The 22,690-nt window shown below is 70.1% G+C and carries 21 protein-coding genes; 13 read left to right on the plus strand and 8 right to left on the minus strand.

The features are described from left to right. Positions 1-7: 7 nt before the first annotated feature. Both QF034_RS30565 and QF034_RS30570 read right to left on the minus strand, forming a co-directional pair. Positions 8-427, minus strand: coding sequence for a (R)-mandelonitrile lyase (locus QF034_RS30565; RefSeq protein ID WP_307177914.1), 420 nt, complete (start codon positions 425-427; stop codon positions 8-10). A gap of 90 nt (positions 428-517) precedes the next feature. Beyond that, complete coding sequence (locus QF034_RS30570; RefSeq protein ID WP_307177915.1) at positions 518-1,405, minus strand: helix-turn-helix transcriptional regulator; 888 nt, start codon at positions 1,403-1,405, stop codon at positions 518-520. A 253-nt stretch (positions 1,406-1,658) separates the two neighbouring features. On the opposite strand from QF034_RS30570, the gene QF034_RS30575 reads away from it, so the two are divergent. The 9 genes from QF034_RS30575 to QF034_RS30615 all read left to right on the plus strand — a co-directional run bounded on the left by QF034_RS30575 (position 1,659) and on the right by QF034_RS30615 (position 9,390). Next, the gene (locus tag QF034_RS30575; protein ID WP_307177916.1) at positions 1,659-2,702 is read left to right on the plus strand and encodes an NAD(P)-dependent alcohol dehydrogenase; all 1,044 of its coding nucleotides are present in this window, start codon (positions 1,659-1,661) and stop codon (positions 2,700-2,702) included. 309 nt (positions 2,703-3,011) lie between these two features. Further along, entirely contained in the window at positions 3,012-3,776 is a 765-nt protein-coding gene (locus tag QF034_RS30580; RefSeq protein WP_307177917.1) for an SDR family NAD(P)-dependent oxidoreductase, read from the plus strand. An 86-nt stretch (positions 3,777-3,862) separates the two neighbouring features. Further along, entirely contained in the window at positions 3,863-4,708 is an 846-nt protein-coding gene (locus QF034_RS30585) for an SDR family oxidoreductase (protein WP_307177918.1), read from the plus strand. Positions 4,709-4,778: 70 nt separating this feature from the next. Further along, the gene (locus QF034_RS30590; RefSeq protein WP_307177919.1) at positions 4,779-6,293 is read left to right on the plus strand and encodes an MFS transporter; all 1,515 of its coding nucleotides are present in this window, start codon (positions 4,779-4,781) and stop codon (positions 6,291-6,293) included. 258 nt (positions 6,294-6,551) lie between these two features. Continuing rightward, positions 6,552-7,601 carry an NAD(P)-dependent oxidoreductase gene (locus tag QF034_RS30595; RefSeq protein ID WP_307177920.1) on the plus strand — a complete coding sequence of 350 codons (1,050 nt, stop codon included), beginning with the start codon at positions 6,552-6,554 and terminating at the stop codon, positions 7,599-7,601. Next, positions 7,598-7,798, plus strand: coding sequence for a Gfo/Idh/MocA family oxidoreductase (locus QF034_RS30600; protein WP_307177921.1), 201 nt, complete (start codon positions 7,598-7,600; stop codon positions 7,796-7,798). Before QF034_RS30595 ends, QF034_RS30600 begins: the two co-directional genes overlap by 4 nt. A gap of 100 nt (positions 7,799-7,898) precedes the next feature. Continuing rightward, complete coding sequence (locus QF034_RS30605) at positions 7,899-8,600, plus strand: HAD-IA family hydrolase (RefSeq protein ID WP_307177922.1); 702 nt, start codon at positions 7,899-7,901, stop codon at positions 8,598-8,600. A 356-nt stretch (positions 8,601-8,956) separates the two neighbouring features. Beyond that, on the plus strand, positions 8,957-9,169 hold the full coding sequence (locus QF034_RS30610) for a hypothetical protein (RefSeq protein WP_370880867.1): 213 nt from the start codon (positions 8,957-8,959) through the stop codon (positions 9,167-9,169). Then, the gene (locus tag QF034_RS30615) at positions 9,169-9,390 is read left to right on the plus strand and encodes a hypothetical protein (protein ID WP_307177923.1); all 222 of its coding nucleotides are present in this window, start codon (positions 9,169-9,171) and stop codon (positions 9,388-9,390) included. Before QF034_RS30610 ends, QF034_RS30615 begins: the two co-directional genes overlap by 1 nt. Before the next feature lie 351 nt (positions 9,391-9,741). Here QF034_RS30615 and QF034_RS30620 read toward each other — a convergent pair whose 3' ends face one another. The 6 genes from QF034_RS30620 to QF034_RS30645 form a co-directional block, all read right to left on the minus strand. Further along, positions 9,742-10,719 (minus strand): aldo/keto reductase, encoded by a 978-nt coding sequence (locus tag QF034_RS30620; RefSeq protein WP_307177924.1) that lies wholly within the window; start codon positions 10,717-10,719, stop codon positions 9,742-9,744. Positions 10,720-10,745: 26 nt separating this feature from the next. Beyond that, complete coding sequence (locus QF034_RS30625) at positions 10,746-11,945, minus strand: XdhC family protein (RefSeq protein WP_307177925.1); 1,200 nt, start codon at positions 11,943-11,945, stop codon at positions 10,746-10,748. A gap of 133 nt (positions 11,946-12,078) precedes the next feature. Beyond that, positions 12,079-14,286: a xanthine dehydrogenase family protein molybdopterin-binding subunit gene (locus tag QF034_RS30630; RefSeq protein WP_307177926.1), complete on the minus strand. Its 2,208-nt coding sequence runs from the start codon at positions 14,284-14,286 to the stop codon at positions 12,079-12,081. Continuing rightward, positions 14,283-15,263, minus strand: coding sequence for an FAD binding domain-containing protein (locus tag QF034_RS30635; RefSeq protein ID WP_307177927.1), 981 nt, complete (start codon positions 15,261-15,263; stop codon positions 14,283-14,285). Before QF034_RS30635 ends, QF034_RS30630 begins: the two co-directional genes overlap by 4 nt. A 5-nt stretch (positions 15,264-15,268) precedes the next feature. After that, on the minus strand, positions 15,269-15,910 hold the full coding sequence (locus QF034_RS30640; protein WP_307177928.1) for a (2Fe-2S)-binding protein: 642 nt from the start codon (positions 15,908-15,910) through the stop codon (positions 15,269-15,271). Between the two features lie 233 nt (positions 15,911-16,143). Then, positions 16,144-17,034 (minus strand): helix-turn-helix transcriptional regulator, encoded by an 891-nt coding sequence (locus QF034_RS30645; protein ID WP_307177929.1) that lies wholly within the window; start codon positions 17,032-17,034, stop codon positions 16,144-16,146. A gap of 776 nt (positions 17,035-17,810) precedes the next feature. Here QF034_RS30645 and QF034_RS30650 point away from each other — a divergent pair. From QF034_RS30650 to QF034_RS30665, 4 genes are all read left to right on the plus strand, one after another. Further along, positions 17,811-18,707 (plus strand): helix-turn-helix transcriptional regulator, encoded by an 897-nt coding sequence (locus QF034_RS30650; protein ID WP_307177930.1) that lies wholly within the window; start codon positions 17,811-17,813, stop codon positions 18,705-18,707. 27 nt (positions 18,708-18,734) lie between these two features. After that, entirely contained in the window at positions 18,735-19,754 is a 1,020-nt protein-coding gene (locus tag QF034_RS30655; protein WP_184990417.1) for an aldo/keto reductase, read from the plus strand. A gap of 1,073 nt (positions 19,755-20,827) precedes the next feature. After that, positions 20,828-22,279, plus strand: coding sequence for a PP2C family protein-serine/threonine phosphatase (locus QF034_RS30660; protein WP_307177931.1), 1,452 nt, complete (start codon positions 20,828-20,830; stop codon positions 22,277-22,279). Further along, a complete protein-coding gene (locus tag QF034_RS30665; protein ID WP_307177932.1) occupies positions 22,276-22,647 on the plus strand; it encodes an STAS domain-containing protein in 372 nt (123 codons plus the stop codon). The genes QF034_RS30660 and QF034_RS30665 overlap by 4 nt, the downstream gene beginning before the upstream one ends. Positions 22,648-22,690 lie beyond the last annotated feature (43 nt).

Below are 22,690 nucleotides of genomic sequence, written 5' to 3' on the forward strand. Positions count from 1 at the left end.
TGCCGGTTCAGGCCCGGCTGGTGGTGCGCGGCCCGTTGTACTGCTGGTCGGTGACCGGCTCCCGCCATTCGGTCTCCGGGATACCGTCGCCGAGACCCTCCCACATGGCGATGTGCTCCATGAAACCGTCGGACACGGCGCCGTGCCAGTGCTCCTCGCCGGGCGGGCAGGTGACGGTTTCGCCGGGGTGAGCAGCCTCGAAGACCGTGCCGTCGCGGGTGCCGATCAGGGCGGTGCCGGAGACGACGTACAGGGCCTGGCCCAGGGCGTGAGAGTGCCAGTGGGTGCGTGCGCCGGGGGAGAAGCGCACCAGGTTGGCGCGCATCCGGGACGGCTCCTGGCCGGCGTGGATCACGTCGAACCACACGTCACCCGTGAACCAGTCGGCCGGTGCCTTGACGGTGCGCTGCTGCTTGGCGAATTCCATGGTGCCTCTCCTGGCGAAGGCGCGCTGGGATATGGCCGTGATGCGGCGATGGGCCGCTTCGGGCGCTGGTGCTGCGAATGTCCGCGGGTGTCAGCCGGCTGGGTTGTGTGTCTGTCCGGAGGTGTGGGGGCGGGTGGTGGACGTGCTGGTCCAGCTGGCGAGGATGCCCAGGGCTTCGGCAGAGGGGGATGCCGGCTCCGGGGTGTAGATGACCAGGGTCTGTTCGGGGTCGCCTTCGACGGCGAGGACCACGTAGTCGAGGGTGAGGTCGCCGACGAGCGGGTGGTGGAGGCGTTTGGTGCCGGTGGTGTGGGCGGTGACGTCGTGGTCGGCCCACATGCGGCGGAAGGTGTCGCTGTGCAGGGACAGCTCGCCGATCAGCTCCGTGAGCTGCGGGTCGTCGGGGTGGCGGCCGGCGTACAGGCGCAGCAAAGCCAGGCAGTCGCCGGCGACCTGGTCCCAGTCGGCGTACAGCGTGCGGGCGGCCTCGTCGAGGAAGACGAAGCGGGCGAAGTTGCGTTCGCGGCGGGGCCTGGCTTCGAAGTCGGTGTAGAGGGCGTGGGCGAGCTTGTTGGCGGCAAGGACGTCTGTGCGTCGCCCCTGGACCACCGCGGGGACGCTGAGAGAGTCCAGGGTCCGGTACAGGACCGGGTGGACTCGCTGGGGGGCGAGCGGCCGCTTGCGGCGGGTCCGGGCGGGGGTGGGCTGGGTGAGGTCGAAGAGGTGGGCGCGTTCGGTCTCGTCGAGGTGCAGGGCGCGGGCGACGGCGTCCAGGACGGTTTCGGAGACGCCCTGGGTGCGGCCTCGCTCCAGGCGGACGTAGTAGTCGACGCTGACCCCGGCGAGCTGGGCGACTTCCTCGCGGCGCAGCCCCGGCACGCGGCGGGCGCCGCCGTGCGGGGCGAGACCGGCCTGTTCGGGGGTGATCCGGGCCCGGCGGGTGCGCAGGAACTCACGGATCTCGCTGCTGCGGTCCATAGAACTACCGTACGACGATCCCGGACGCGTCAGGTGCTGGAAAGGGGCACTGCCGGACCCCCCTGTGAGCCGTGCCCCCTACGGGGGCTCTGGCGGGGGCCGCCGCGTGGTTGCGTGGATATCGGGCCCGCTACGCCGGCCCGCAAGACCTGATGTGACGCCGCCCCGTCGGCGGGGAACCTCCACCGGCCGTCCGTCAGACCCCCGCGGTGTGACCGCCGTGGGAACCGCACACGCCAGACCAGGAGAACCTGTGCTCACCGTCAACGCCTATGCCGCGGTCTCCGCGACCGCGCCGCTCGTCCCCACCACGATCCAGCGCCGCGACCTGGGTCCGCACGATGTCCTGATCGAGGTCAAGTACGCCGGGATCTGCCACTCCGACATCCACCACGTCCGCAGCGAGTGGGGCGAGGTCCCGTATCCGCTGGTCCCCGGTCACGAGATCGCCGGTATCGTCACCGAGATCGGCCCCGCGGTCACCCGTCACGCCGTCGGCGACCGGGTGGGCGTCGGCTGCATGGTCGGCTCCTGCGGTGAGTGCACGAGCTGCCTCAAGGGCGAAGAGCAATACTGCCTGCGCGGCAACATCCTCACCTACGGCTCCGTCGACCGGGATGGCACGATCACCCAGGGCGGCTACTCGACCCACGTCGTGGTCACCGAGGACTTCGTGGTCAAGATTCCCCAGACCCTGGGCCTGGACGAGGCCGCGCCACTGCTGTGCGCAGGCATCACCACCTACTCCCCGCTGCGTCACTGGGGTGCCGGGCCGGGCCGGAAGGTCGCCGTCGTCGGCCTGGGCGGACTCGGCCACATGGCCGTCAAGCTCGCCCACGCCATGGGTGCGGAGGTCACCGTCCTGTCCCAGTCACTGAAGAAGATCGACGACGGACTGCGCCTCGGCGCGGACGCCTACCACGCCACCAGCGACCCGGACACCTTCGAGAAGCTGGCCGGCACCTTCGACCTGATCGTCAATACCGTCAGCGCGCCGCTCGACGTCAGCGCTTATCTCTCGCTGCTGGCCATCGACGGCACGATGGTCAACGTCGGCGCCCCGGCGGAGCCGCTGTCGGTCAACGCCTTCTCGTTGATCCTCGGCCGACGCTCCTACGCCGGCTCGGCGATCGGAGGCATCCGCGAAACCCAGGAGATGCTCGACTTCTGTGGCGAGCACGGCCTCGGTGCCGAAATCGAGGTCATCCCCGCCTCGAAGATCAACGACGCCTACGAGCGCGTCCTCGCCTCGGACGTGCGCTACCGCTTCGTGATCGACACCGCCACGCTCGCTTGAGCCGCCCTCAGGCCGTGGCCGCTTGGACCTGGTCGCCGGCGGCGACGGCGCCTGGCCACGGCGGTCGATGGGGTCCGTACGGCGCCCCCCTCGCCGGAACCGGCGAGGGGGGTACTGGCAGACCCCCGGAAGAGGCGTGCCCCGTACAGGGGCCCGGGCAGGGCAGGCGGGTGGTTGCCTGGATAGCGGGCCTGCTGCACGGCATCGATCACTCGAGTAGTACGCGCCGTAGCGGCACGCAGGAGATCGTCGCCGCCGCAGCCCGCCGTCTGCCCTTTCACCCCACGTTTGGAGATGAGGACACCCCCCATGGCTACGACACTGACCGGAACCGTCGCTCTCGTCACCGGCGCGAGCAGCGGGATCGGCGCCGCCACCGCCCGCGAGCTCGCCGGGCAGGGCGCCTCGGTGGCGCTCGTGGCTCGCCGCAAGGACCGCCTGGAAGCTCTTGCTGCCGAGATCGAGAAAGCCGGTGGCACCGCGCTGGCGGTGGAAGCGGACATCACCGACCGTCACCAGGCAGAAGTGGCCGTGGGGCAGGTCGTCGAGCGGTTCGGGCGGCTGGACACCCTGGTCAACAACGCCGGTCTGATGCTCGTCGGGCCTGTCGTCGGGGCGGACGCCGAGGAGTGGGACCGCATGATCGCGGTCAACGTCCAGGGTCTGCTCTACACCACCCGCGCCGCCCTGCCGCATCTGCTGAAGGCTGCCGAACAGGCGCCGCGCCAGGTCGCCGACATCGTCAACATCGGCTCCTACGCCGGTCGCGTGGCGAGCAGCGGGTTCGGTGTCTACAACGCCACCAAGTTCGGCGTGCACGCCTTCACCGAGTCCCTGCGCCAGGAAGTCACCCAGCGCCACGTACGCGTCGGTGTCGTCGAGCCGGGTGCCGTGGAGAGCGAACTGGGCACGCACAACAAGCCCGAGATCCGCGACGAGGTGATCAACCCCTTCTTCGATGGAACCGAGGTCCTCGCGCCCGAGGACATCGCGGACGGTGTCACCTACATGGTCACCCGTCCCCGGCACGCCGCGGTCGGCGAGCTGTGGATCATGCCCACCGAGCAAGCCTGAGCACCTCCATCGCGCGGCCTCCCCGGCCAGGGCAACGCATCAACACCCCATCACCCGGGCTGCATCGGCCCCGGAAAGGAATCGTTATGAGCAAGGTCATTTTTGTCACTGGTGCCGGGCGCGGTCTGGGCACGGACATCGTCCGTGAGGCTCTGGCGGCCGGTCACCAGGTCGTGGCCACCGGGCGGCGCCCCGAGGAGGTTGAGAAGACGCTGGGCGGGCCGCAGGACAACCTGCTGACCGTGAGGCTGGATGTGACCAGTCTGGAGGAGGCGCAGGCGGCCGCGCAGGCGGCGGTCGAGCGGTTCGGCCGTATCGACGTGCTGATCAACAATGCGGGGAACTTCTTCGCCGGCTACTTCGAGGAGGTCTCCCCGGAGCACATGCGCCAGCAGATCGAGACCAACCTGTTCGGCCCGATGAACGTCACCCGTGCGGTCCTGCCCGTGATGCGTGCTCAGCGCGACGGTCACGTCGTGTCGATCTCCTCGCTGGCCGGTCAGGTGGGCACGGAGTTCACCGCCGCCTACGCGGCTTCCAAGTTCGCCGTGGAGGGCTGGATGGAGGCCCTGCACCAGGACATCGCGCCGTACAACATCCGCACCACGATCGTGGAGCCCGGTTACTTCCGTACCGAGCTGCTGGTGGATGCCTCCACCACTTGGCCCGAGCCGACCATCGCCGACTACGCCGAGCGCACCACTGCCACGGTCGCGGCGTGGAAGAGCATCAACGGGCAGCAGCCGGGTGATCCCGTCAAGCTCGCCCGCGCCCTGCTGACCGTTGTCGGGCAGGAGCAGCCGCCGGTGCGCTTCGTCGCCGGCGCCGACGCCATCGAGGGCGTCACGGCCAAGGCCCGCGAACTCCTCGCCCAGGTCGAAGCCTCCCGCGCACTGGGCGGCAACCTCGGCCACGACGACACCAACGCCTGAACCACCCCACACACCGGGCGGACCCACCAGTATCTCCCTGTCCGAAGGGCACCAGACTCCTTTGCCTTCCTTGCCCAACACCACCTCACCCATCCCCCAGACCAGTGACCCGCAGGGTTTCGCGGTCTCCGCGTCGACGGGCTGGAACAGCCGGACCTGGCTGCTTCTGGTCACCTTGTGCGGGGCACTCTTCCTCGACGCCCTCGACATATCCATGGTCGGAGTCGCCCTCCCCTCCATCGGCAGGGACCTGGCCATGGACACGGCCATCCTCCAATGGATCGTCTCCGCGTACGTCCTCGGCTACGGCGGTTTCCTGCTCCTCGGTGGGCGGGTCTCGGACCTCCTGGGTCGCCGCCGGGTGTTCCTCGCGGCGGTCGGCGTCTTCGGTGTCGCCTCGGTCATCAGTGCCCTGTCGACGTTGGACGCGCTGATCATCGCGCTGCGCTTCGTCAAGGGTGTGAGTGCCGGGTTCACCGTGCCGGCCGGCCTGTCGATCATCACCACCACGTTCGCCGAGGGCCCCGCCCGCAACAAGGCGTTCTCGATCTACTCCGCCTGCGGAGCCTCCGGGTTCTCGCTCGGGCTGGTCTTCGGAGGTTTCCTCACCGAGCTCTCGTGGCGTGCCACCCTGCTCTTCCCCGGCCCGGTCGCGCTGCTCCTGCTCGTGATCGGAATGCGGGTCGTGCCGAGGGTGGCCCGGGAGAAGTTCAGCTTCGCGCAGTTCGACCTGCTCGGCGCGCTGAGTTCCACAGTGTCCCTGCTGATCCTGGTGTATGCCGTCGTACAGGCTCCCGAGGTCGGCTGGGCCAGCGCCCAGACACTGGCCCTCTTCGCGATCTCAACCCTGCTCGCGGTGTCGTTCGTCGTCATCGAGCTGCGCCACCCTCACCCGCTCCTCCGCCTGGGCATCCTGCGTTCGGTGCGGCTGGTGCATGCGAACGTCGCCGGCTTCGTGATGTTCGGCGGCTATGCCGCCTTCCAGTTCCTCGCCACGCTCTACGTCCAGGGTTCGCTCGGGTGGAGCCCTATCAGCATGGCGGTGGCCTTCCTGCCGGTCGGGCTGATCGTCGTGATCTCCGCGATCAAGATCGAACGCGTCCTCGACCGGTTCAACACCACGGTCCTGGTGGGGGTGGGCCTGCTGGCGTTCGGTGCGGCTTATCTGTTGTTCCTGCGTACGTCGCCGGGCATGAGCTACTGGAACTTCATGTTCCCGACCATGGTGCTGCTCGGGATCGGATTCGCGGTGTTGTTTCCCGCGGTCAACTCGCAGGCGACCGCAGGCGTTTCGGATGACGAGCAGGGGTTGGCTTCAGGACTGCTCAACACCTTCATCCAGGTCGGTGGGGCCGTGATGATGGCCGTCGTCACCGCCATCATGTCGAGCTCGGGCGGGGCCCGGGCCGGGGAACTGCTCCCCGGCATGGGGACGGCGGTGATCGCCGTGGCCGCGTTGACCGCAGTTGGGCTGCTGATCACCGCTGTCGTCCTGGTCGTGCTGCGGGGCGACACTGCGGCGGGAGGTGGGCCCTCAGCGGGCAGACTCGATCTCGAGGAGAGGGAGCTTGAGCTGACGCGCTGACGCACGAGGAACGGCACATGTGGAACGTCGAGACACCCCTTGACGGTCCGCACGTGCCGTTCCTCGTACTCAGCGAGCAAACTGCCCGCGAGCATGAGATTTCGAGCCTGTTGGCCCCGGTCAAGTCCCTTGATGCCTCTGCTGCCGCGACCCTGGCCCGGCCAAGCCCACAAAGGCCGAGAACGTCATGCTCCGTCTGCGCTCCGAAGAACGCACCGTGCCCGGCCCCCTTTCTCCGCCCCCACAGAAAGCCGCCCGATGACACATCCCAAGGAACTGGTCGTCCTTTACCCCGCGCCCCAGTCCACCGAGCGGACCTTCGCCCCGGTGACCCTGCGTCGACTGCACGAGGAGTTCGAGGTGCTCGACCTCGAAGGCGATCCCGACGCCGAACGGCAGCTGGACCTGGCGCTTCCCCGAGCCTTCGCCGTGGTCGGCCAGCCCGACCTGCCCGCCGAACGCGTCGAGCGTGCCGTGAGCCTGCGGGCCCTGTGCAACGTCGAGGGCAACTTCTTCCCCAACGTTGACTACGCCGCCTGCGCCGACCGCGGTGTCCACGTGCTCGGCTGCGGACCCGCTTACGCACAGGCCGTCGCCGAGTACTCCCTCGGCCTCGCGCTCGACCTGGCCCGGGGCATCACCCGCGAGGACCGCGCCTTCCGGGCCGGCGCCGAGGGGTACACCTTCGCGTCCAACACCGACTCCATCCTGCTGCGCGGCGCCGAGATCGGCCTTATCGGCTTCGGCAACCTCGGGCGCGCGCTGCACGAGCTGCTCGTGCCGTTCCGGGCCACCATCCGTGTCTACGACCCGTGGCTGCCGGAGCGCCACCTGGAGGAGCACGGAGTGATCCCGGCCTCGCTCGACGAGGTACTGGAGACCAGCCAGGTCCTGTTCGTCCTGGCCACGATCACCGAGGAGAGCGAGCGGCTGCTCAGCGAGGCACGGCTGCGCCGACTGCGCCCCGGTGCCCGCCTGGTCCTGGTCAGCCGGGCCGCGGTCGCCGACTTCACGGCCCTGATCGAACTCGTCAGCCAGGGCCACTTCCTCGCGGCACTGGACGTCTGGCCCGAGGAGCCGGTGACGGCCGATCACCCGGCGCGTGCGGTGGAAGGACTCGTGCTGTCCGCGCACCGGGCCGGCGGTATCCCCGCGGCCTTCGAGAAGATCGGGGAGATGGTCCTCGACGACCTCTTGCAGATCAGGGCGGGCCTGCCGCCGGTGCGTATGCAGGTGGCGGCCCGGGAGCTCGTCCACCGCTACCGCAGCCGTCCGGTCACCACCGCGGCGGGTGCGAGGAACGCATGAGTGCCATGCGAGTCGCCGTGGCCGGTGCCGGCTTCATGGCCGTCGTGCATACCCGCGCAGCCCGAGGCGCCGGGGCGCACCTGGTGGCCGCGGTGCACCCGGACGGAGAAAAGGGGCGGTCCGCGGCTGAAGCCTTCGGCGCGGACCGTGGATACCCATCCCTCGACGACGCGCTCGACCACGCGGACGCGAACTGAGCACCGGCGGCACCACACGCACGTAACCGACTCACGGGCAGGCCCGGCCCTCCCCGGAGCGCACCGGCCTGCCCGACCACCTTCGCACCCAAGGACCGCCATGTCCGTCACCCTCCCCGCCCGAGCCCTGCTCTTCGACTGCGACGGCGTCCTGGTCGACTCCGACAAGAGCGTCATCGCCTCCTGGAGCCGCTGGGCCCAGGCCTACGGCCTCGATCCCGACGAAGTAGCCGCCGCCGTCCACGGCCGCCGATCCGCCGACACCGTGCGGCTGTTGATCCCGCCGGCTTTGCGCGCCGAGGCACTTACCGCCATCGACGCCTTCGAACTGGAGGACGCTGCCCAGGTTACGGCGGTCCCCGGAGCCGCCGACCTCCTCGCGTCACTGCCGCAGGGCACGTGGGCGGTGGTCACGTCCGGGACCCGGGCACTGGCCACCGCCCGCCTGAAAGCCTCAGGGCTCCCGGTGCCGTCCGTACTGGTCACCGCGGACGACGTCACGGACGGCAAGCCGCATCCCGAGGGGTATCTCTCCGGCGCCAAGGCGCTGGGCACCCCAATCGAGCACACCGTCGTCCTGGAGGACAGCACGTCCGGCATCGAGGCCGCCCGCCGAGCCGGAGTGGGCGGCGTCGTCGGCGTCGGCGAACGGGCACTGGTGATGGACGCGGACGTCGTGGTCGCCGACCTGCGGTCGCTGCGTTGGTCGGGGGAGGGGCTGCTGGCGGCCGAGAACCACCTGCGACCGGTCACGCCACCCGCCCGGACCCCTCCGGCCGACTCGGCGGCGCAGACCCGATGACGAAACCCGCAGCTTCGCGTCACCGCCCACCCCACGCGCGGGTTAAGCCAACCTGCGGTGGACGCGGAGCGCAGCCGACCCGGACCTGGGTCCGGCCGACGAGACGTCCATCAGGACGTTCGACGACCACCTCTTCCTCGGCGGCTGGTTCCTGATGTTTCCAATGCCGGACTCCCCGGCCCACCACCACCCCTTCCGGGTCCGACGAACGCTGTAGCCGGCCGGGCCACCCTCACCGCCACCACCACGGCGACCAACACCCGCGTCGCGACCGCGCGACGTGCGTCTCGGCGAACACTTTTGCTTCAACCGCGCCAGCCCCGGAGCCCGAGCAGCCGGGCAAGGTCCTCGATCTCATGGCCGCCCTGACCGAGTCCGGCCAGCAGGCCAAGGCCTCCCGCGGCGAGGACGCCGACGTCCACGAGCTGCCGAAGAAGAAGACCGCAAAGAAGCAGCCGGCCATGAAGACGGCGGCGAAGAAGACGACGGCGGCAGCTGGGACTGGACCCGCCGCCCGACGGCCCCTTCCGCCCATGAGGACGACCTGCGCCAGCTCGCCTACCAGTTGATGGACGCCGCCGGCCTGCAGCGTGGCCGCCTGACCGGTCTGATCCTGAAGGGCGACGACCTCCTCGACGCCGACCAGGTGGCCCGGCAGCTGTCCCTCGATGACGCCCACGAGGCCCGCCTTGCCGCGGAAGGCGCCGCCGACCGGATTCGTGACAAGTTCGGCCCGCAGGTCATCGGCCCCGCCGCCGTCTTCCGCCGTGCCCCTAACCCCCACCCCTGACCTGCTCCCGCTGCTCGGGGACCCGTGCTGCTGGACCCGCCAGGATTACGCGGCACACCCCAGGCAATACCGCCCTGGCGGCCCTGCGTCCAGGCCGTCGAAGACGCCCTCAGCCATCGGGGCATCCCGCCGGGCACCGTCGGGCCGGCCACCACGGCCCTGAACGAGGCCTGACGACCTATATGACCCTCGCCTCGGACGTCTCCCGCACGACCTCGGCGCCCGTGGTGGAAAACGAGCTGCTGCCCCGGCGGACGTGCCGGGGCAGCAGTGGGAGCTCAGAGAGCCTGAGCCGCGTGAGCCTGAGGGCGGTTCGGTGCTGGACGGGCGCCGATGCCCCGGTGTGGTCGGTCAGTGCTCGATGGAGGCCATGTTCGCCTCGTCATGGCGGGCGCCGGCCGGCGGGGTGAGGTTGTTGAGCCGCTCGATCTGGTCGGTGCTGAGCTTGATGCCGTCGGCGGCGGTGTTCTCCTCGACGCGGGCGGCGCGCTTGGTGCCTGGGATCGGGGCGACGTCGTCGCCCTGCGCGAGAAGCCAGGCCAGGGCGATCTGGGCCGTCGTGGCGTCGACCTCGGTGGCGATGGCCTGGACCTCGTCGACGATGCGCAGGTTGAGCTTGAGGTTCTCACCAGTGAAGCGCGGGTTGGTCTTGCGCCAGTCGTCGTCGGCGATGTCCTCGGTGGAGCGGAACGTGCCGGTGAGGAAGCCGTGGCCGAGCGGCGAGTAGGGCACCAGGCCGATGCCGAGTTCGCGCAGCAGTGGCAGCAGTTCGGCCTCCACGTCGCGGGTCCACAGGGAGTACTCGGTCTGCAGCGCGGCGACCGGGTGGACGGCGTGGGCGCGGCGGATCGTCTCGACCCCGGCCTCGGACAGGCCGATGTGGCGGACCTTGCCTTCTGCGACCAGCTCGGCCAGGGCGCCGACGGTCTCCTCGATCGGGGTGTCGGGGTCGACCCGGTGCTGGTAGTACAGGTCGATGTAGTCGGTGCCGAGCCGCTTCAGGGAGCCTTCGACGGCGGTGCGGATGTTCGCCGGGCTGCTGTCGAGGACGTAGGCTCCGCCGCCGGAGTGCGAGAACATGCCGAACTTCGTCGCCAGGACGACCTGGTCGCGGCGGCCTCGGAGGGCCTGGCCGACCAGTTCCTCATTGATGAACGGCCCGTAGATCTCGGCCGTGTCGAGATGGGTGACGCCCAGGTCCAGTGCCCGGTGGATGGCGCGGATCGACTCGGCGTCATCGGTGCTCGCACCGGAGTAGAAGGCGGACATCCCCATGGCGCCCAGGCCGATCCGGGAGACGTTCAGCCCACCGAGTGAGACGTGCTGCATCAGATAGCTCCGTTCTTTTGGTTTCCTTATCCAGGCAACCAGCCGTCGACCGCCACCGGGCCCGCGTATGGGGTACTGCTTTTCGGGGGGTCCGCCAGTGCCCCCTTCCGGGACGCCGAGACTGGGGCATGGATCGGGCCGGTGCGGCGGGACAGGGGCAGGCCGGTGCCCTCGTTGGCGTGGGCGATGATCTCGGCGGTGATGGAGATGGCCGTTTCCTGGGGTGTGTGGGCGCCAAGGTCGAGCCCGATCGGGGAGTTGAGGCGGGCGAGGTCTGCCTCCGGTACGCCGGCCTCCCGCAGCAGTTCCAGGCGCTGTTCGTGGGTGCGCCGGGAGCCCATGGCCCCGATGTAGCCGACCGGCAGGCTCAGCGCGAGGCGCAGGAGGGGGATGTCGAACTTGGCGTCGTGGGTGAGGACGCAGATGGCGGTACGGGAGTCCACTTCGGTGGCGGCCAGGTACCGGTGCGGCCAGTCGGTCACGACCTCGTCCGCGTGCGGGAAGCGGGCGCGGGTGGCGAAGACAGGACGGGCGTCGCACACGGTGACTCGGTAGCCCAGAAAACGCCCCGCCTCGCTCAGCGCGTCGGCGAAGTCGACGGCACCGAAGATCAGCATGCGGGGAGGCCGGGCACTGGTGTGGACGAGAACCGACAGCCGCTCGGGGCAGGTGTCGGCGTCTCCTCCGACCTCGATCCGGCCGGTGCGGCCGGCCCGCAGCAGCGCACGTGCCTGCGCCGCGACGACCTCGTCCTCGCGTTGCCCGCCCAGGGTTCCGTCGTACGGGCCCTCGGCAGGCACGTGAAGGGTACCGCCGAGGAGTTCTTCCGGGCCGTCCACGATCTGGGCCACCGCGGCGGGCCGGCCCGCCACCATCTCGGTGAGGGCTGAGGTGAGATGGGGCTGCACCGCGGGATCCACCCGCTGTACCAGGATCTCGATTTCGCCACCGCAGGTCAGGCCCACGTCGAAGGCGTCGGAATCCGAGTAGCCGAAGCGCGTCAGTACCGGAGCACCGCCGGATTCGAGTGTCTGCCGGCACAGTTCGTAGACCGCTGCCTCTACGCAGCCGCCGGAGACGCTGCCGATCACGTCGCCGTCGGCGCTCACGGCGAGCGCGGTGCCGGGTGGCAGGGGTGCGCTGCCGCTGACGTCGACGACGGTGGCGAGGGCGAAGGGACGGGCTTCCCCGCACCAGGCGTACAGCGTTTCCGCGATGTTCAGCATGGACGGGTCTTCCTCGAGGACGTGGTGAACGGGCCGCCGCCGCACCGCCGGGGGAACGGAGTTCGCGGCGGCGGCCCTGGTGTGCCCTGCGTGGCGGGGCGGCCCGCAGGGCGGTCGTGGCGGGCCCGGTTGCTCAGAGCAGGGCTTCGGCCGTGATGGGCAGGGTGCGGATGCGGCGTCCGGTGGCGTGGAAGACCGCGTTGGCGAGGGAGGCGGCCACCCCGAGCTGGACGACTTCGCCGATGCCCTTGACGCCGATGGGGTCGGCCTCGTGGTCCTCCCCGTCGAGGTAGATGGCCTTGAGGTCGGGGATGTCGGCGTTGACGGGGACGAGGTAGTTGGCCAGGTCGGCGTTCACGATCCGGCCGTCGCGCTGGTCCATGACCATGTGCTCAAGGAGGGCCTGCCCGATGCCGCCGACCATGCCGCCCAGGGCCTGGCTGTCGGCGAGCTTGGGGCTGATGACGCGGCCCACGTCGTACACGCCGAGCATCCGCCGCACCCGGACGAGACCGAGGCGGGCGTCGACGGCGACCTCGGCGAACACCGCGCCGTAGGAGTGCACCGAGGCCCGGTGGGACTCTTCGGGAGTGTAGGAGCCGAGCACCTCGAGGTGGGTGCGGTTGTTGCGGGCCAGCAGCCGCTGGTAGGTCTCCCCGCGCGCGGGATTGTCCTTCACGTACAGCCGGCCGCCGCGTACGACGACGGTGTCGGTGTCGGCGCCGTACAGCGGCGAGTCCTCGTCCTCGACGGCGAGTTGGATCGCCTGTTTGCGCAGCTTGTCGCAGCCGTCCTGGACGGCTGAGCCCACGTTGGCCATGGTCATGGAGCCGCCGTGCGGCGGGGTCACCGGCATACGGGAGTCGCCGAGCCGGAAGGTCACGTTGCGCATGGTCAGACCGAGGGCGTCGGCGGCGAGCTGGGTCTGGGAGGTGTAGGTGCCCGGGCCCATGTCGCTGGTCGCGGCCTCGACCAGGGCCGTGCCGTCGGCGTCGAGCCGGACCGACGCCTGGGCCGCCCAGTAGAGGTGATGGTAGACGCCGGCGGCCATGCCGGTGCCGATCAGCCAGTCCCCGTCGCGGGTCGAGCGGGGCTTGGGGTTGCGGCGGTCCCAGCCGAACTCGCGGGCGCCGGTGGTGTAGCACTCGCGCAGCCGCCGGGTGGAGAACGGCAGTCCGCTCGACTCGTCCTCGGCCGGCTCGTTGCGCCTGCGCAGCTCGATCGGGTCGATGCCGAGTTCGTGGGCGAGTTCGTCCATCGCCGACTCGACGGCGAAGGAGCCGGTGGCGTAGCCGGGCCCGCGCATCCAGCACGGCGTGTTCACGTCGAGCGACACCGTCCGGTATTCCTGGCGGACGTTGGGGGTGCTGTAGAACATGTTGCCGGGGGCCAGGACGCCCTCTTCCACGAAGTTCTCGTACGTCGAGGTCTCGGCCGTGAGGTCGTTGACCATGGCGGTCAGGCGCCCGCGCCGGTCACTGCCCAGGCCCAGCCGGAACTCGTACGTGGGCCGGTAACCGACCCCGAAGTAGAGCTGCTTGCGCGAAAGCACGAGTTTGACCGGGCGGCCCGTCTCACGGGCGGCGACGGCCGCGATCGTGACGTGCGGCCAGGAGCGGATCGCGCCGCCGAACCCGCCGCCGACGAACGGCGAGATGACCCGGATCGACTCCTGCGGGATACCGAACACGGCGGCCAGCTCGACCTGCGTGCCCGGCACCCACTGGGTCTTGTCCCACAGTGTCAGCTTGTCCCCGTCCCAGCGGGCGATGGTGGCGTGCGGCTCCATCGGGTTGTGGTGGTTGCGGCCCAGATGGTACGTGACATCCAGCTGTACGGCGGCGGAGGCGAGCGCCTTGTCCGCGTCACCGCGCGCGTAGGTGATGGGCTTCCAGTCCGGGCGGTCGGCCGGGTCGGCCATGTCGGTCGACGGCTGCCGGGCGTCGTAGGAGACCTTCACCAGGCTCGCCGCGTGCTGCGCCGTCTCCAGCGTGGCGGCGACGACGACGGCGACCGGCTGCCCGTGGAAGAGGACCTGGTCGTCCTGGAAGACGTGCAGTCGATCGCCCTCCAGCGGGTCGATCGAGGCGGGGTTGTCGCGGTAGGCCAGCTTGGGTGCGTTGAGGTGGCTGATCACCTTCAGGACGCCGGGCTGGGCGAGGGCGGCGCGGGTGTCGATGCCGGTGATCCGGCCGCGGGCGACGCTGCTGTCGACGACGACGGCATGGACCACGCCCTTGATGTCGTGCTCGGCGGCGTACGTCGCCTTCCCGGTCACCTTCAGCCGGCCGTCCACACGGGAGAGCGGCGCGCCGACTGCTGCCTGCGGCTGGGGGCTCACTTGGTACCTCCTACGACGCGCAGCTGGCGTTCGACGGTCCGTTTCAGCAACTCGACCTTGAAGCGGTTGTGCTCCAGGGGGCGGGCCCCCTCGGCGGCGCGTTCGGCCGCCGCGGCCCACAGGCTTTCCGACGGTCGTTCGCCGATGAGGTGACGCTCGACGGCGGGCAGCTTCCACGGCACGGTGCCGACGCCTCCGGCGGCGACCATCGCCTCCTGGATCCGCCCGCCGCGTACGTGCAGGGCGACGGCCGCGGAGGTCAGGGCGAACTCGTACGACTGCCGGTCGCGGACCTTCAGATAGCCGGACTTGAGGGGACGGGGGTGGGCCGGGATCTCCACGGCGGTGATCAACTCACCGGGGCGGAGGGCCTGTTCGCGGTTGGGTGTGCTGCCGGGCCGGAGCAGGAAGTCGGCGAAGGGGACGCTGCGTTCCCCGGCCGGGCCGAGCAGGTGGACGGTCGCCTCCAGCGCGGCGAAGGCGACGGCCACGTCCGAGGGGTGGGTGGCCACGCAGTCCGCGGACGTGCCCAGGATCGCGTGCGTACGGTTGAAGCCTTCCAGTGCCGCACAGCCGGAGCCCGGCTCGCGCTTGTTGCAGTTCGCGGTGACGTCCCGGAAGTACGTGCACCGGGTGCGCTGCATGATGTTGCCGCCGATGGTGGCCATGTTCCGCAACTGGGCCGACGCGCTCAGCTCCAGCGCCTGCGAGATCACGGGGTAGAGAGTGCGCACCTTGGGATGGGCGGCGGCCTCGGCCATCCGCACCAGGGCGCCGATGCGCAGGCCGCCGCGCTCGGTGACGGTGACCTCCCGCAGGGGCAGAGCCGTGATGTCGACCAGGGTTCTGGGGCGTTCGACGGTCTCGCGCATGAGGTCGACCAGGGTGGTACCGCCGGCGATGTACCGCCCGCCGCGCCGGCCCGCGTCCAGGGCCTCGCGGGTGCTGTCCGCCGTGGTGTAGGAGAAGGGGTACATGGCACTCACTTCCCGTGCGCGGTCTGCTCGACCGCGCGCACGATCTTGACGTAACAGCCGCAGCGGCAGATGTTGCCGCTCATCCACTCCCGGATCTCGTCCTTGGAGCCGGTGTGGCCCTCCTGGATGCAGCCGACGCCGGACATGATCTGGCCGGGGGTGCAGTAGCCGCACTGGAAGGCGTCCTGTTCGATGAACGCCTGCTGCAGCGGGTGCAGTTCGTCGCCGTCGGCCAGGCCCTCGATGGTGGTGACCTCGGCGCCCTCCAGCCGTATCGCCAGCGTCAGACAGGAGTTGACCTGCCGTCCGTCGACCAGGACCGTGCAGGCCCCGCAAGCACCGGCGTTGCAGCCCTTCTTGCTGCCGGTGAGGTCCAGATGCTCTCGCAGCAGATCCAGCAGCGAGGTCCGGTTGTCGACGGTGACGGTGTGCCGCTCGCCGTTGACGGTCAGGGAGACACGGCCGCTGGGCGGCGCGTCAGCGGCGGCCGCCTCCTCGGCGCCCAGGCCGAACGGTCCCGCGACCAGGCCGCCCGCCACTACAGCACCACCGACAGCGGCGGTCGTGGCGACAAACGTGCGTCGGGACGGTTCCGACGGGGGCGTGGCCGGCGGAGGAACAGGTGAATCAGTGACTTCAGTAGACATGCGTACGCTTTCTACTCGGTGGAAGGTCAACGGCCTTGCTCATCGGCGCACTTGCAGGAGGACGGGCGTCGTCTCCAAGGCGTGGCCACCGGCTGGTCTGCCCGTCGCCCGGCGATGACGGATGCTGCGTCTGCGCATGAGGGCATGCGTCGGCAGGTCAGCTGCACCCATCAGGCGCGCGACCGTCGTTGCCGCTCTGCTCCGGATGCGATCCGGCGCTTGCGTCGCGGGTGTCAGCCGGCGGGGTTGTGTGTCTGTCCGGTGGTGTGGGGGCTGGTGGTGTGCGTGGTGGTCCAGCTGGCGAGGATGTTGAGGGCCTCGGCGGAGGGAGAGGCGGGTTCGGGGGTGTAGATGACGAGGGATTGTTCGGGGTCGCCCTCGACGGCCAGGACTGCGAATTCGAGGGTGAGATCGCCGACGAGCGGGTGGTGCAGGCGTTTGATGCCGGTGGTATGGGCGCGGACGTCGTGGTCGGCCCACATGCTGCGGAAGGTGTCGCTGTGCAGGGACAACTCGCCGATCAGCTCGGTGAGTTGGGCGTCATCGGGGTGGCGGCCGGCGTACAGGCGGAGCCTGGCCACGCACGTCTCGGCCACCTGGTCCCAGTCGGTGTACAGCCTGAAGGCGGCGTCGTCGAGGAAGACGTAGCGGGCGAAGTTGCGCTCGCGGTGGGGCCGGGCTTCGAAGTCCGTGTAGAGGGCGCAGGCGAGCTTGTTGGCGGCCAGGACGTCCAGGCGTCGCCCCTCGATCACCGCGGGGACGCTGAGTGAGTCCAGGGCGCGGTAGAGGACCGGGTGGACCCTTTGGGGGGCGAGGGGGCGCTTGCGGCGGGCCCGGGCGGTGGGCTTGGGCTGGGCGAGGGTGAAGAGATGGGCGCGTTCGGTGTCGTCGAGGTGCAGGGCGCGGGCGACGGCGTCCAGGACGGTTTCGGAGACGCCCTGGGTGCGGCCGCGTTCGAGGCGGACGTAGTAGTCGACGCTGACTCCGGCGAGCTGGGCGACTTCCTCGCGGCGCAGCCCCGGCACGCGGCGGGGCCCCGGGTGTGGGGCGAGGCCGGCCTGCTCGGGGGTGATCCGGGCCCGGCGGGTGCGCAGGAACTCACGGATCTCGCTGCTGCGGTCCATGGGACCACCGTAGGACGGCGTTGTGCCCGCCGGGGCCTTGTAAGGGGTACTGGCAGACCCCCCGAAGAGCGGGGCCCGTACGGCGGCGCACGTGGGAACTGCGGGTGGTCGCCTGGACGGCGGGTACTTACCGCGCCCCCATGTCGGCGCTATCGAGGTCGCCGGTGCAAAGCCAAGGGAATTCATCGCGCAGCCGATCCGGCCTTGCGGAGTGCGCAGTGATGAGTGCGGCGCCCTGGTCGATGCCAGTTGCTCACCGTCAACGGTCGGCTCGCGCTGACCGGTCAGGGCATACGCGGAGGGCGAGTACAGCGGCGGCAGCGGGATCCACCGAAGTGGCGGTCACCCTCGCCGAAGGCATGATCATCGACGCCACCGTCACGGTAGCGACATCGAGGTCCTGGCTGGGACGGTTCACGAGCTGGTGTGCCCGGACGGCGTATCCGCCGGTGAGGACAAGCGGATAGGGCCCACGAGTGGGAGTCACTGCTCTTCCAGGTACTGGCAGTACCTCGCAGGCCGGCTCGGACGGACCTAACGTGAAGGTCTCGGCACGACACACAGGACGATCAAAAGGAGGTCGCAGTGCCCCCGGCTCCGGCATCCACACCAGCCCGTCGGCTGAGCCGCACCGTCTGTCCGGCGCCGCCCTCCCGCTTCGGCGACGTCCTGCGCGACGGCGCACGGGCCCGGCTCGGGGCGAGCACGCTCCACACCGATCCGCGCCCGCCGCTGTCCGCCGTAGGCGCGGCCGACGACAACACCAGGATCTGCGCATGGCCGACAGCACCAAGAAGGACCTCGCCGCCGAAGTGCGCGAGTTCCTGAGTACCCGACGGGCGCGGCTCACCCCGCAGCAGGCCGGGATCCCGGTCTACGGCGGAAAGCGACGCGTGGCGGGGCTGCGTCGCGAGGAGGTCGCCCTGCTCGCGGGAATGAGTGTGGACTACTACGTCCGGCTCGAGCGCGGGAACCTCAGCGGTGCCTCGGACTCGGTGCTCGAAGCCCTCGCGCACGCACTGCAACTCGACGAGGCCGAGCGCACCCACCTCTACGACCTGGCCCGGGCGGCGGCACCGTCGGGCCGACGCCCCACGGCGACCGCCTCCCGGGTGCGGCCGACGATCCTGCGCCTGCTCGACTCCATGGCCGATGTGCCGGCCTACGTACGCAACGCCCGCTTCGACATCCTGGCCGCCAACACCCTGGGGCGGGCAATGTACGCGCCGGTCTACGACTCACCGCTGTTCGCGCAACGCGGGCCGGTCAACAGCGCCCGCTTCATGTTCCTGGACCCCGCGAGCAGGGAATTCTGGGCCGACTGGGACAAGGGGGCCGACGACGCGGTCGCCTTCCTGCGCACCGAGACCGGCCGCGCACCGCACGACAAGGCGCTGACCGACCTGGTCGGGGAGTTGACCACCAGGAGCGACGACTTCGCACGCCGCTGGGCCCGCCACGACGTGAAGTTCCACCGCTCGGGCGTGAAGAACCTGCACCATCCGCTGGTCGGCGATCTCGCCCTGCCCTACGAGGCGATGGACCTGCCGTCCGACCCTGGACTCCGCCTCAACTTCTACACACCCGAACCGGACTCCCGGGAGCGGGAGGCTCTCGGCCTCCTCGCCAGCTGGGCGGGCACCGGCACCGTAGTGCCCTCCCGGAACGACTGACCACCCTCGATCGAGGAGAACCACTTCATGCAGTACCGACCGCTCGGCCGCACAGGCGTCCAGGTCAGCCCGCTCTGCCTGGGCGCGATGATGTTCGGCCCCTGGGGCAACGAGGACGAAGCCGACTCGATCCGGATCATTCACCGCGCCCTCGACGCGGGTATCAACTTCGTCGACACCGCTGACGTGTACTCCGCCGGCGTCTCCGAAGAGATCGTCGGCAAGGCGCTCAAGGACCGACGCGAGGACGTCTTCCTGGCGACCAAGTTCTTCATGCCGATGGACCAGGACGACCCCAACCAGCGAGGCGGCTCACGGCGCTGGATCATCCGCGAGGTCGAGAACTCCCTGCGGCGGCTCGGCACCGACCACATCGACCTCTACCAGGTACACCGACCCAGCCAGGACACGGACGTGGCAGAGACCCTCGGCGCCCTCTCCGACCTGGTGCATCAGGGCAAGATCCGCTACATCGGCTCCTCGTCCTACTCCGGCTCCCAGATCGTCGAGGCCCAGTGGACCTCGCGGGAGCGGCACCTGGAGCGGTTCGTGACCGAGCAGCCGCCGTACTCGATCCTGGTCCGGGGCATCGAGGAGGACGTGCTCCCCACCGTGCGCCGTCACGGCATGGGCACGCTCACCTACAGTCCGCTCTCCGGCGGGTGGCTCTCCGGCCGCTACCGCAAGAACGCCTCCGAGGGCCCAGCCTCCGCGGCGCGCCCTCAGGCCCGGTTCGACATGAGCACCCCCGCCAACCAGCGCAAGCTCGACGCCGTCGAACAGCTCGCCGTCCTGGCGGAGAAGGCCGGTCTCACCCTGATCGAGCTGGCCGTCGCCTTCGTCATCAACCACCCCGGCGTCACCTCGGCGATCATCGGCCCGCGCACCATGGAGCAGCTGGAGGCGTTCCTGCCCGCCGCCGACATCACGCTGTCTTCCGACGTGCTCGACGCCATCGACGAGATCGTCGCCCCCGGAGTCACGGTCAACCCCGTCGACAACAGCTACGGAGACTTCGAGCTGCGGGCTGACCAGCGGCGGCGCTGACGTGACCCGGCTCGGCCGGTCATGGTCGATCGAGTCGGGTCACCGTGACGGCATACCGGCGGAGTGATCGGCCCCGGGGCTGTGCCCCGCTCGACCGCCCACTCCCCTGACAGAGCTTTGTCTCCCTGGCCCTGCACGCGCGGCGGGCAGGGGCGGCGCCTCGCAGTAGGTCGGCATGCGGCGTCACCGCTGCCCGGCGTGACGCTCATTTGACGCTCTGCGCGTCTAATCGCTCCCGAGAGAGTCAAAAAATCCGCTCTGACCTGCGAGTTTATCGAACCCTACTGGGGTGACGTGTTTCCGATGACGGCGCACGTGGAGTGTGTGGCTATTTTGGAGCCCGCGGTAAAGGGGCTCTGACCTGCACTTTCTTCTGATTTCGCAGGTGCATCCAGGTATGCTCGACCTGTTTCCCGAAGTGCATGACGTGGAGGGTGCAGCATGCCGGAGGAGCGCCCCTGACCTGGGACTTCTGTCAGTGAAGGGAAGACGGGCGCGTGTCGCTCCCGGGTCTGCGCAGGGTCCTCGCAAGGCAGGCCTGACGCTCATGTGACGCTCGGTCTGATAGTGCGTCAGCTTGCGCATGAGGCCAGGGAGCGGTTCGTGTGTCGGGCCGCACGGAGCGCCGGCCGCCCCGTGGCCCCTTCGTCAGATGAAACTACCGCTGCGAGGCGTGCCGGCGAGTTTGGTGATCGCCGGCGTCACCGACGTGTACGACGCGAAGCTGGAGATGTGGCCACCGTCAAAGCCGCCGCCTGACCCCCGCCCCTGCTCGTTCCGGTGCTCGGCTCGACGTCATCGCCCAGGGCCTGACCCGCCGTGCCGGCCCGCCAGACGGGTCGTCCCAGAAGTCGGTGGCGTCCTGGCACAGCGGACGCAGCCTACGTACGCCGTGCAGGGCGAGGCAGTGGGGAACGGCGAGGGGCGGGCCATGGTTTTTTCGTCGGTCGGCACGGGTGCCATGATCACGCGGCCGGGAGAAGGACATGTTCGCCCTGCGTGGTGTCGTAGTGTCGTGGGCGACGGTCGGCCGCCGGAGCCGGCCCAGGACGGTGTAAGGCAGGAGCCGAGTCATGCCGGGTCTCCCCGCGGCGTCGCCGGATGAGCCGCGGCTGAGGCACATGCCGTCGGCCGGTGAAGAGGCGGCGCGGATGGCGGCGGTGCGCCGCTACAACATCCTTGACACTCCGCCGGACGGAGCGTTCGACCGGGTCGCGGCGATGGCCGCCCGCCTGTTCGACGTGCCGGTGGCCACCGTGACGATCGTGGATGCCGACCGGATCTGGTTCAAGGCCGCCCACGGCCTGGAGGGGGTCACCCAGATCGGGCGGGATCCGGGACTGTGTGCCTCGGCGATCCTGCGCGATGACGCCCTCGTCATCCCCGACACGCTGACCGACCCGGTCGCCCGCTCCAATCCGCTGGTGACCGGCCCGCTCGGAGTGCGGTTCTACGCCGCGGCGCCGATCATCACCTCCGACGGTCACCGGCTGGGCACGGTCAACGTCCTGGACACAAAGCCGCGGGTGATCACCGAGGACGACACCGCGAACCTGGCCGACCTGGCCGCGATGGTCGTCGACGCCATGGAACTGCGGCTGTCGGGCCTGCGGCTGCTGCGCGAAGAGCAAGAACGCCGCAAGACGCAGGAGGAGGCCCGTGAGCGGGCCGAACGGGACAGGGAGGCGATCGCGGCATTCGCCTCCACCCTGCAGCGGACCCTGCTGCCCCCGTCACTGCCCGCCATCCCCGGTCTGGAGCTGGCCTGCCACTACCAGACCGCCTCACCGCGTGATGTCGGCGGAGACTTCTACGACGTCTTCCCCCTCGGCGCCGACCGGTGGGCGTTCTTCCTGGGGGACGTGTGCGGCAAGGGAGCCGAAGCCGCCGCCGTCACCTCACTGACCCGCTACACCCTGCGCGAGGCCGCCCAGCACCACGACGACCCCACCGACGTCCTGTACGCGCTCAACAGCGCCCTGCTGCTCGACCCGTCGATGGGCAGCCGCTACTGCACCTGCGTCTTCGGCACCCTCCACCCCGCCCCGGGCGGCGGCTTCACCATCACCTTCGCCACGGGAGGCCATCCCCCGGTCTTCCACCTCCAGCCCGATGGAGACGCGTCCATGGCAGTGGACGGCGTACGCCCCGCGATCGGCATGCTCGTGGGCGCCCTGGAAGAGGCCCGGTTCGCCTCCCACACCCTCCACCTGGCCCCCGGACACGGCCTGCTGCTGTACACCGACGGGCTCACCGAGGCGCGCACAACGGACGGGAACATGCTCGGTGAAGACGGCGTCGCCGCCTTCCTCGCCAGGCGCGGCACCGCGCAGGCCGGCCGTCTGGTGGCAGACACAGTCAACCTGCTCGCCGCACTTCCCGACGGCGCAGATGACGACATCGCCCTGCTCGCCCTGTCCGTACCCCACCAGCCGGTCCCCGAGCAGCCCACCGCCATGGCTCCCACCCTGGCCGCCGCCTCGTTCGATGGCGCCGACCGCGCCGGCCAGGAGCGCCCCCGGTGACCGACAACCTCACCCTGACCACCACCCACGCCGACGGCCACCTCGCGCTGGTCTGCGTCAGCGGGGAAATCGACACCACATCCGCGCCCCTGCTGCGGACCGACGGCCTGCGGCTCATCAGCCAAGGGCACCCCCACCTGATCCTGGACCTGGCCCGGGTGACCTTCTGCGACTCCTCCGGCTTCAACGCCCTGATCAACATCCTGCGCTGCGCACGGGCCGCGAACGGCTCCCTGACACTGGCTGCGGTCCCCGACCGCCTGTCGAGGATGCTCGACCTCACCGGCGTCAGCGCCCTCATGCCCGCCTACAGCACCGTCGACGCGGCCATGCGCGCGCGCCTGGACACCGCACCGGAGCCTTTGTGACGCCCATGGTGCCGGCGGAGTTTCCCGTAAGGGGGTGGCGCCC

It is taken from the genome of Streptomyces africanus (assembly GCF_030816955.1).
Taxonomy (GTDB): domain Bacteria; phylum Actinomycetota; class Actinomycetes; order Streptomycetales; family Streptomycetaceae; genus Streptomyces; species Streptomyces africanus.

Excerpts from the sequence above, each read along its gene's own strand:
- QF034_RS30620 (WP_307177924.1), bottom strand. The coding sequence starts at position 10,719 with ATGCAGCACGTCTCACTCGGTGGGCTGAACGTCTCCCGGATCGGCCTG.
- QF034_RS30595 (WP_307177920.1), top strand. The coding sequence starts at position 6,552 with ATGACACATCCCAAGGAACTGGTCGTCCTTTACCCCGCGCCCCAGTCC.
- QF034_RS30570 (WP_307177915.1), bottom strand. The coding sequence starts at position 1,405 with ATGGACCGCAGCAGCGAGATCCGTGAGTTCCTGCGCACCCGCCGGGCC.
- QF034_RS30645 (WP_307177929.1), bottom strand. The coding sequence starts at position 17,034 with ATGGACCGCAGCAGCGAGATCCGTGAGTTCCTGCGCACCCGCCGGGCC.
- QF034_RS30600 (WP_307177921.1), top strand. The coding sequence starts at position 7,598 with ATGAGTGCCATGCGAGTCGCCGTGGCCGGTGCCGGCTTCATGGCCGTC.
- QF034_RS30660 (WP_307177931.1), top strand. The coding sequence starts at position 20,828 with ATGCCGGGTCTCCCCGCGGCGTCGCCGGATGAGCCGCGGCTGAGGCAC.
- QF034_RS30580 (WP_307177917.1), top strand. The coding sequence starts at position 3,012 with ATGGCTACGACACTGACCGGAACCGTCGCTCTCGTCACCGGCGCGAGC.
- QF034_RS30625 (WP_307177925.1), bottom strand. The coding sequence starts at position 11,945 with ATGCTGAACATCGCGGAAACGCTGTACGCCTGGTGCGGGGAAGCCCGT.
- QF034_RS30640 (WP_307177928.1), bottom strand. The coding sequence starts at position 15,910 with ATGTCTACTGAAGTCACTGATTCACCTGTTCCTCCGCCGGCCACGCCC.
- QF034_RS30655 (WP_184990417.1), top strand. The coding sequence starts at position 18,735 with ATGCAGTACCGACCGCTCGGCCGCACAGGCGTCCAGGTCAGCCCGCTC.
- QF034_RS30615 (WP_307177923.1), top strand. The coding sequence starts at position 9,169 with ATGGACGCCGCCGGCCTGCAGCGTGGCCGCCTGACCGGTCTGATCCTG.
- QF034_RS30650 (WP_307177930.1), top strand. The coding sequence starts at position 17,811 with ATGGCCGACAGCACCAAGAAGGACCTCGCCGCCGAAGTGCGCGAGTTC.
- QF034_RS30610 (WP_370880867.1), top strand. The coding sequence starts at position 8,957 with ATGGCCGCCCTGACCGAGTCCGGCCAGCAGGCCAAGGCCTCCCGCGGC.
- QF034_RS30635 (WP_307177927.1), bottom strand. The coding sequence starts at position 15,263 with ATGTACCCCTTCTCCTACACCACGGCGGACAGCACCCGCGAGGCCCTG.
- QF034_RS30565 (WP_307177914.1), bottom strand. The coding sequence starts at position 427 with ATGGAATTCGCCAAGCAGCAGCGCACCGTCAAGGCACCGGCCGACTGG.
- QF034_RS30605 (WP_307177922.1), top strand. The coding sequence starts at position 7,899 with ATGTCCGTCACCCTCCCCGCCCGAGCCCTGCTCTTCGACTGCGACGGC.
- QF034_RS30585 (WP_307177918.1), top strand. The coding sequence starts at position 3,863 with ATGAGCAAGGTCATTTTTGTCACTGGTGCCGGGCGCGGTCTGGGCACG.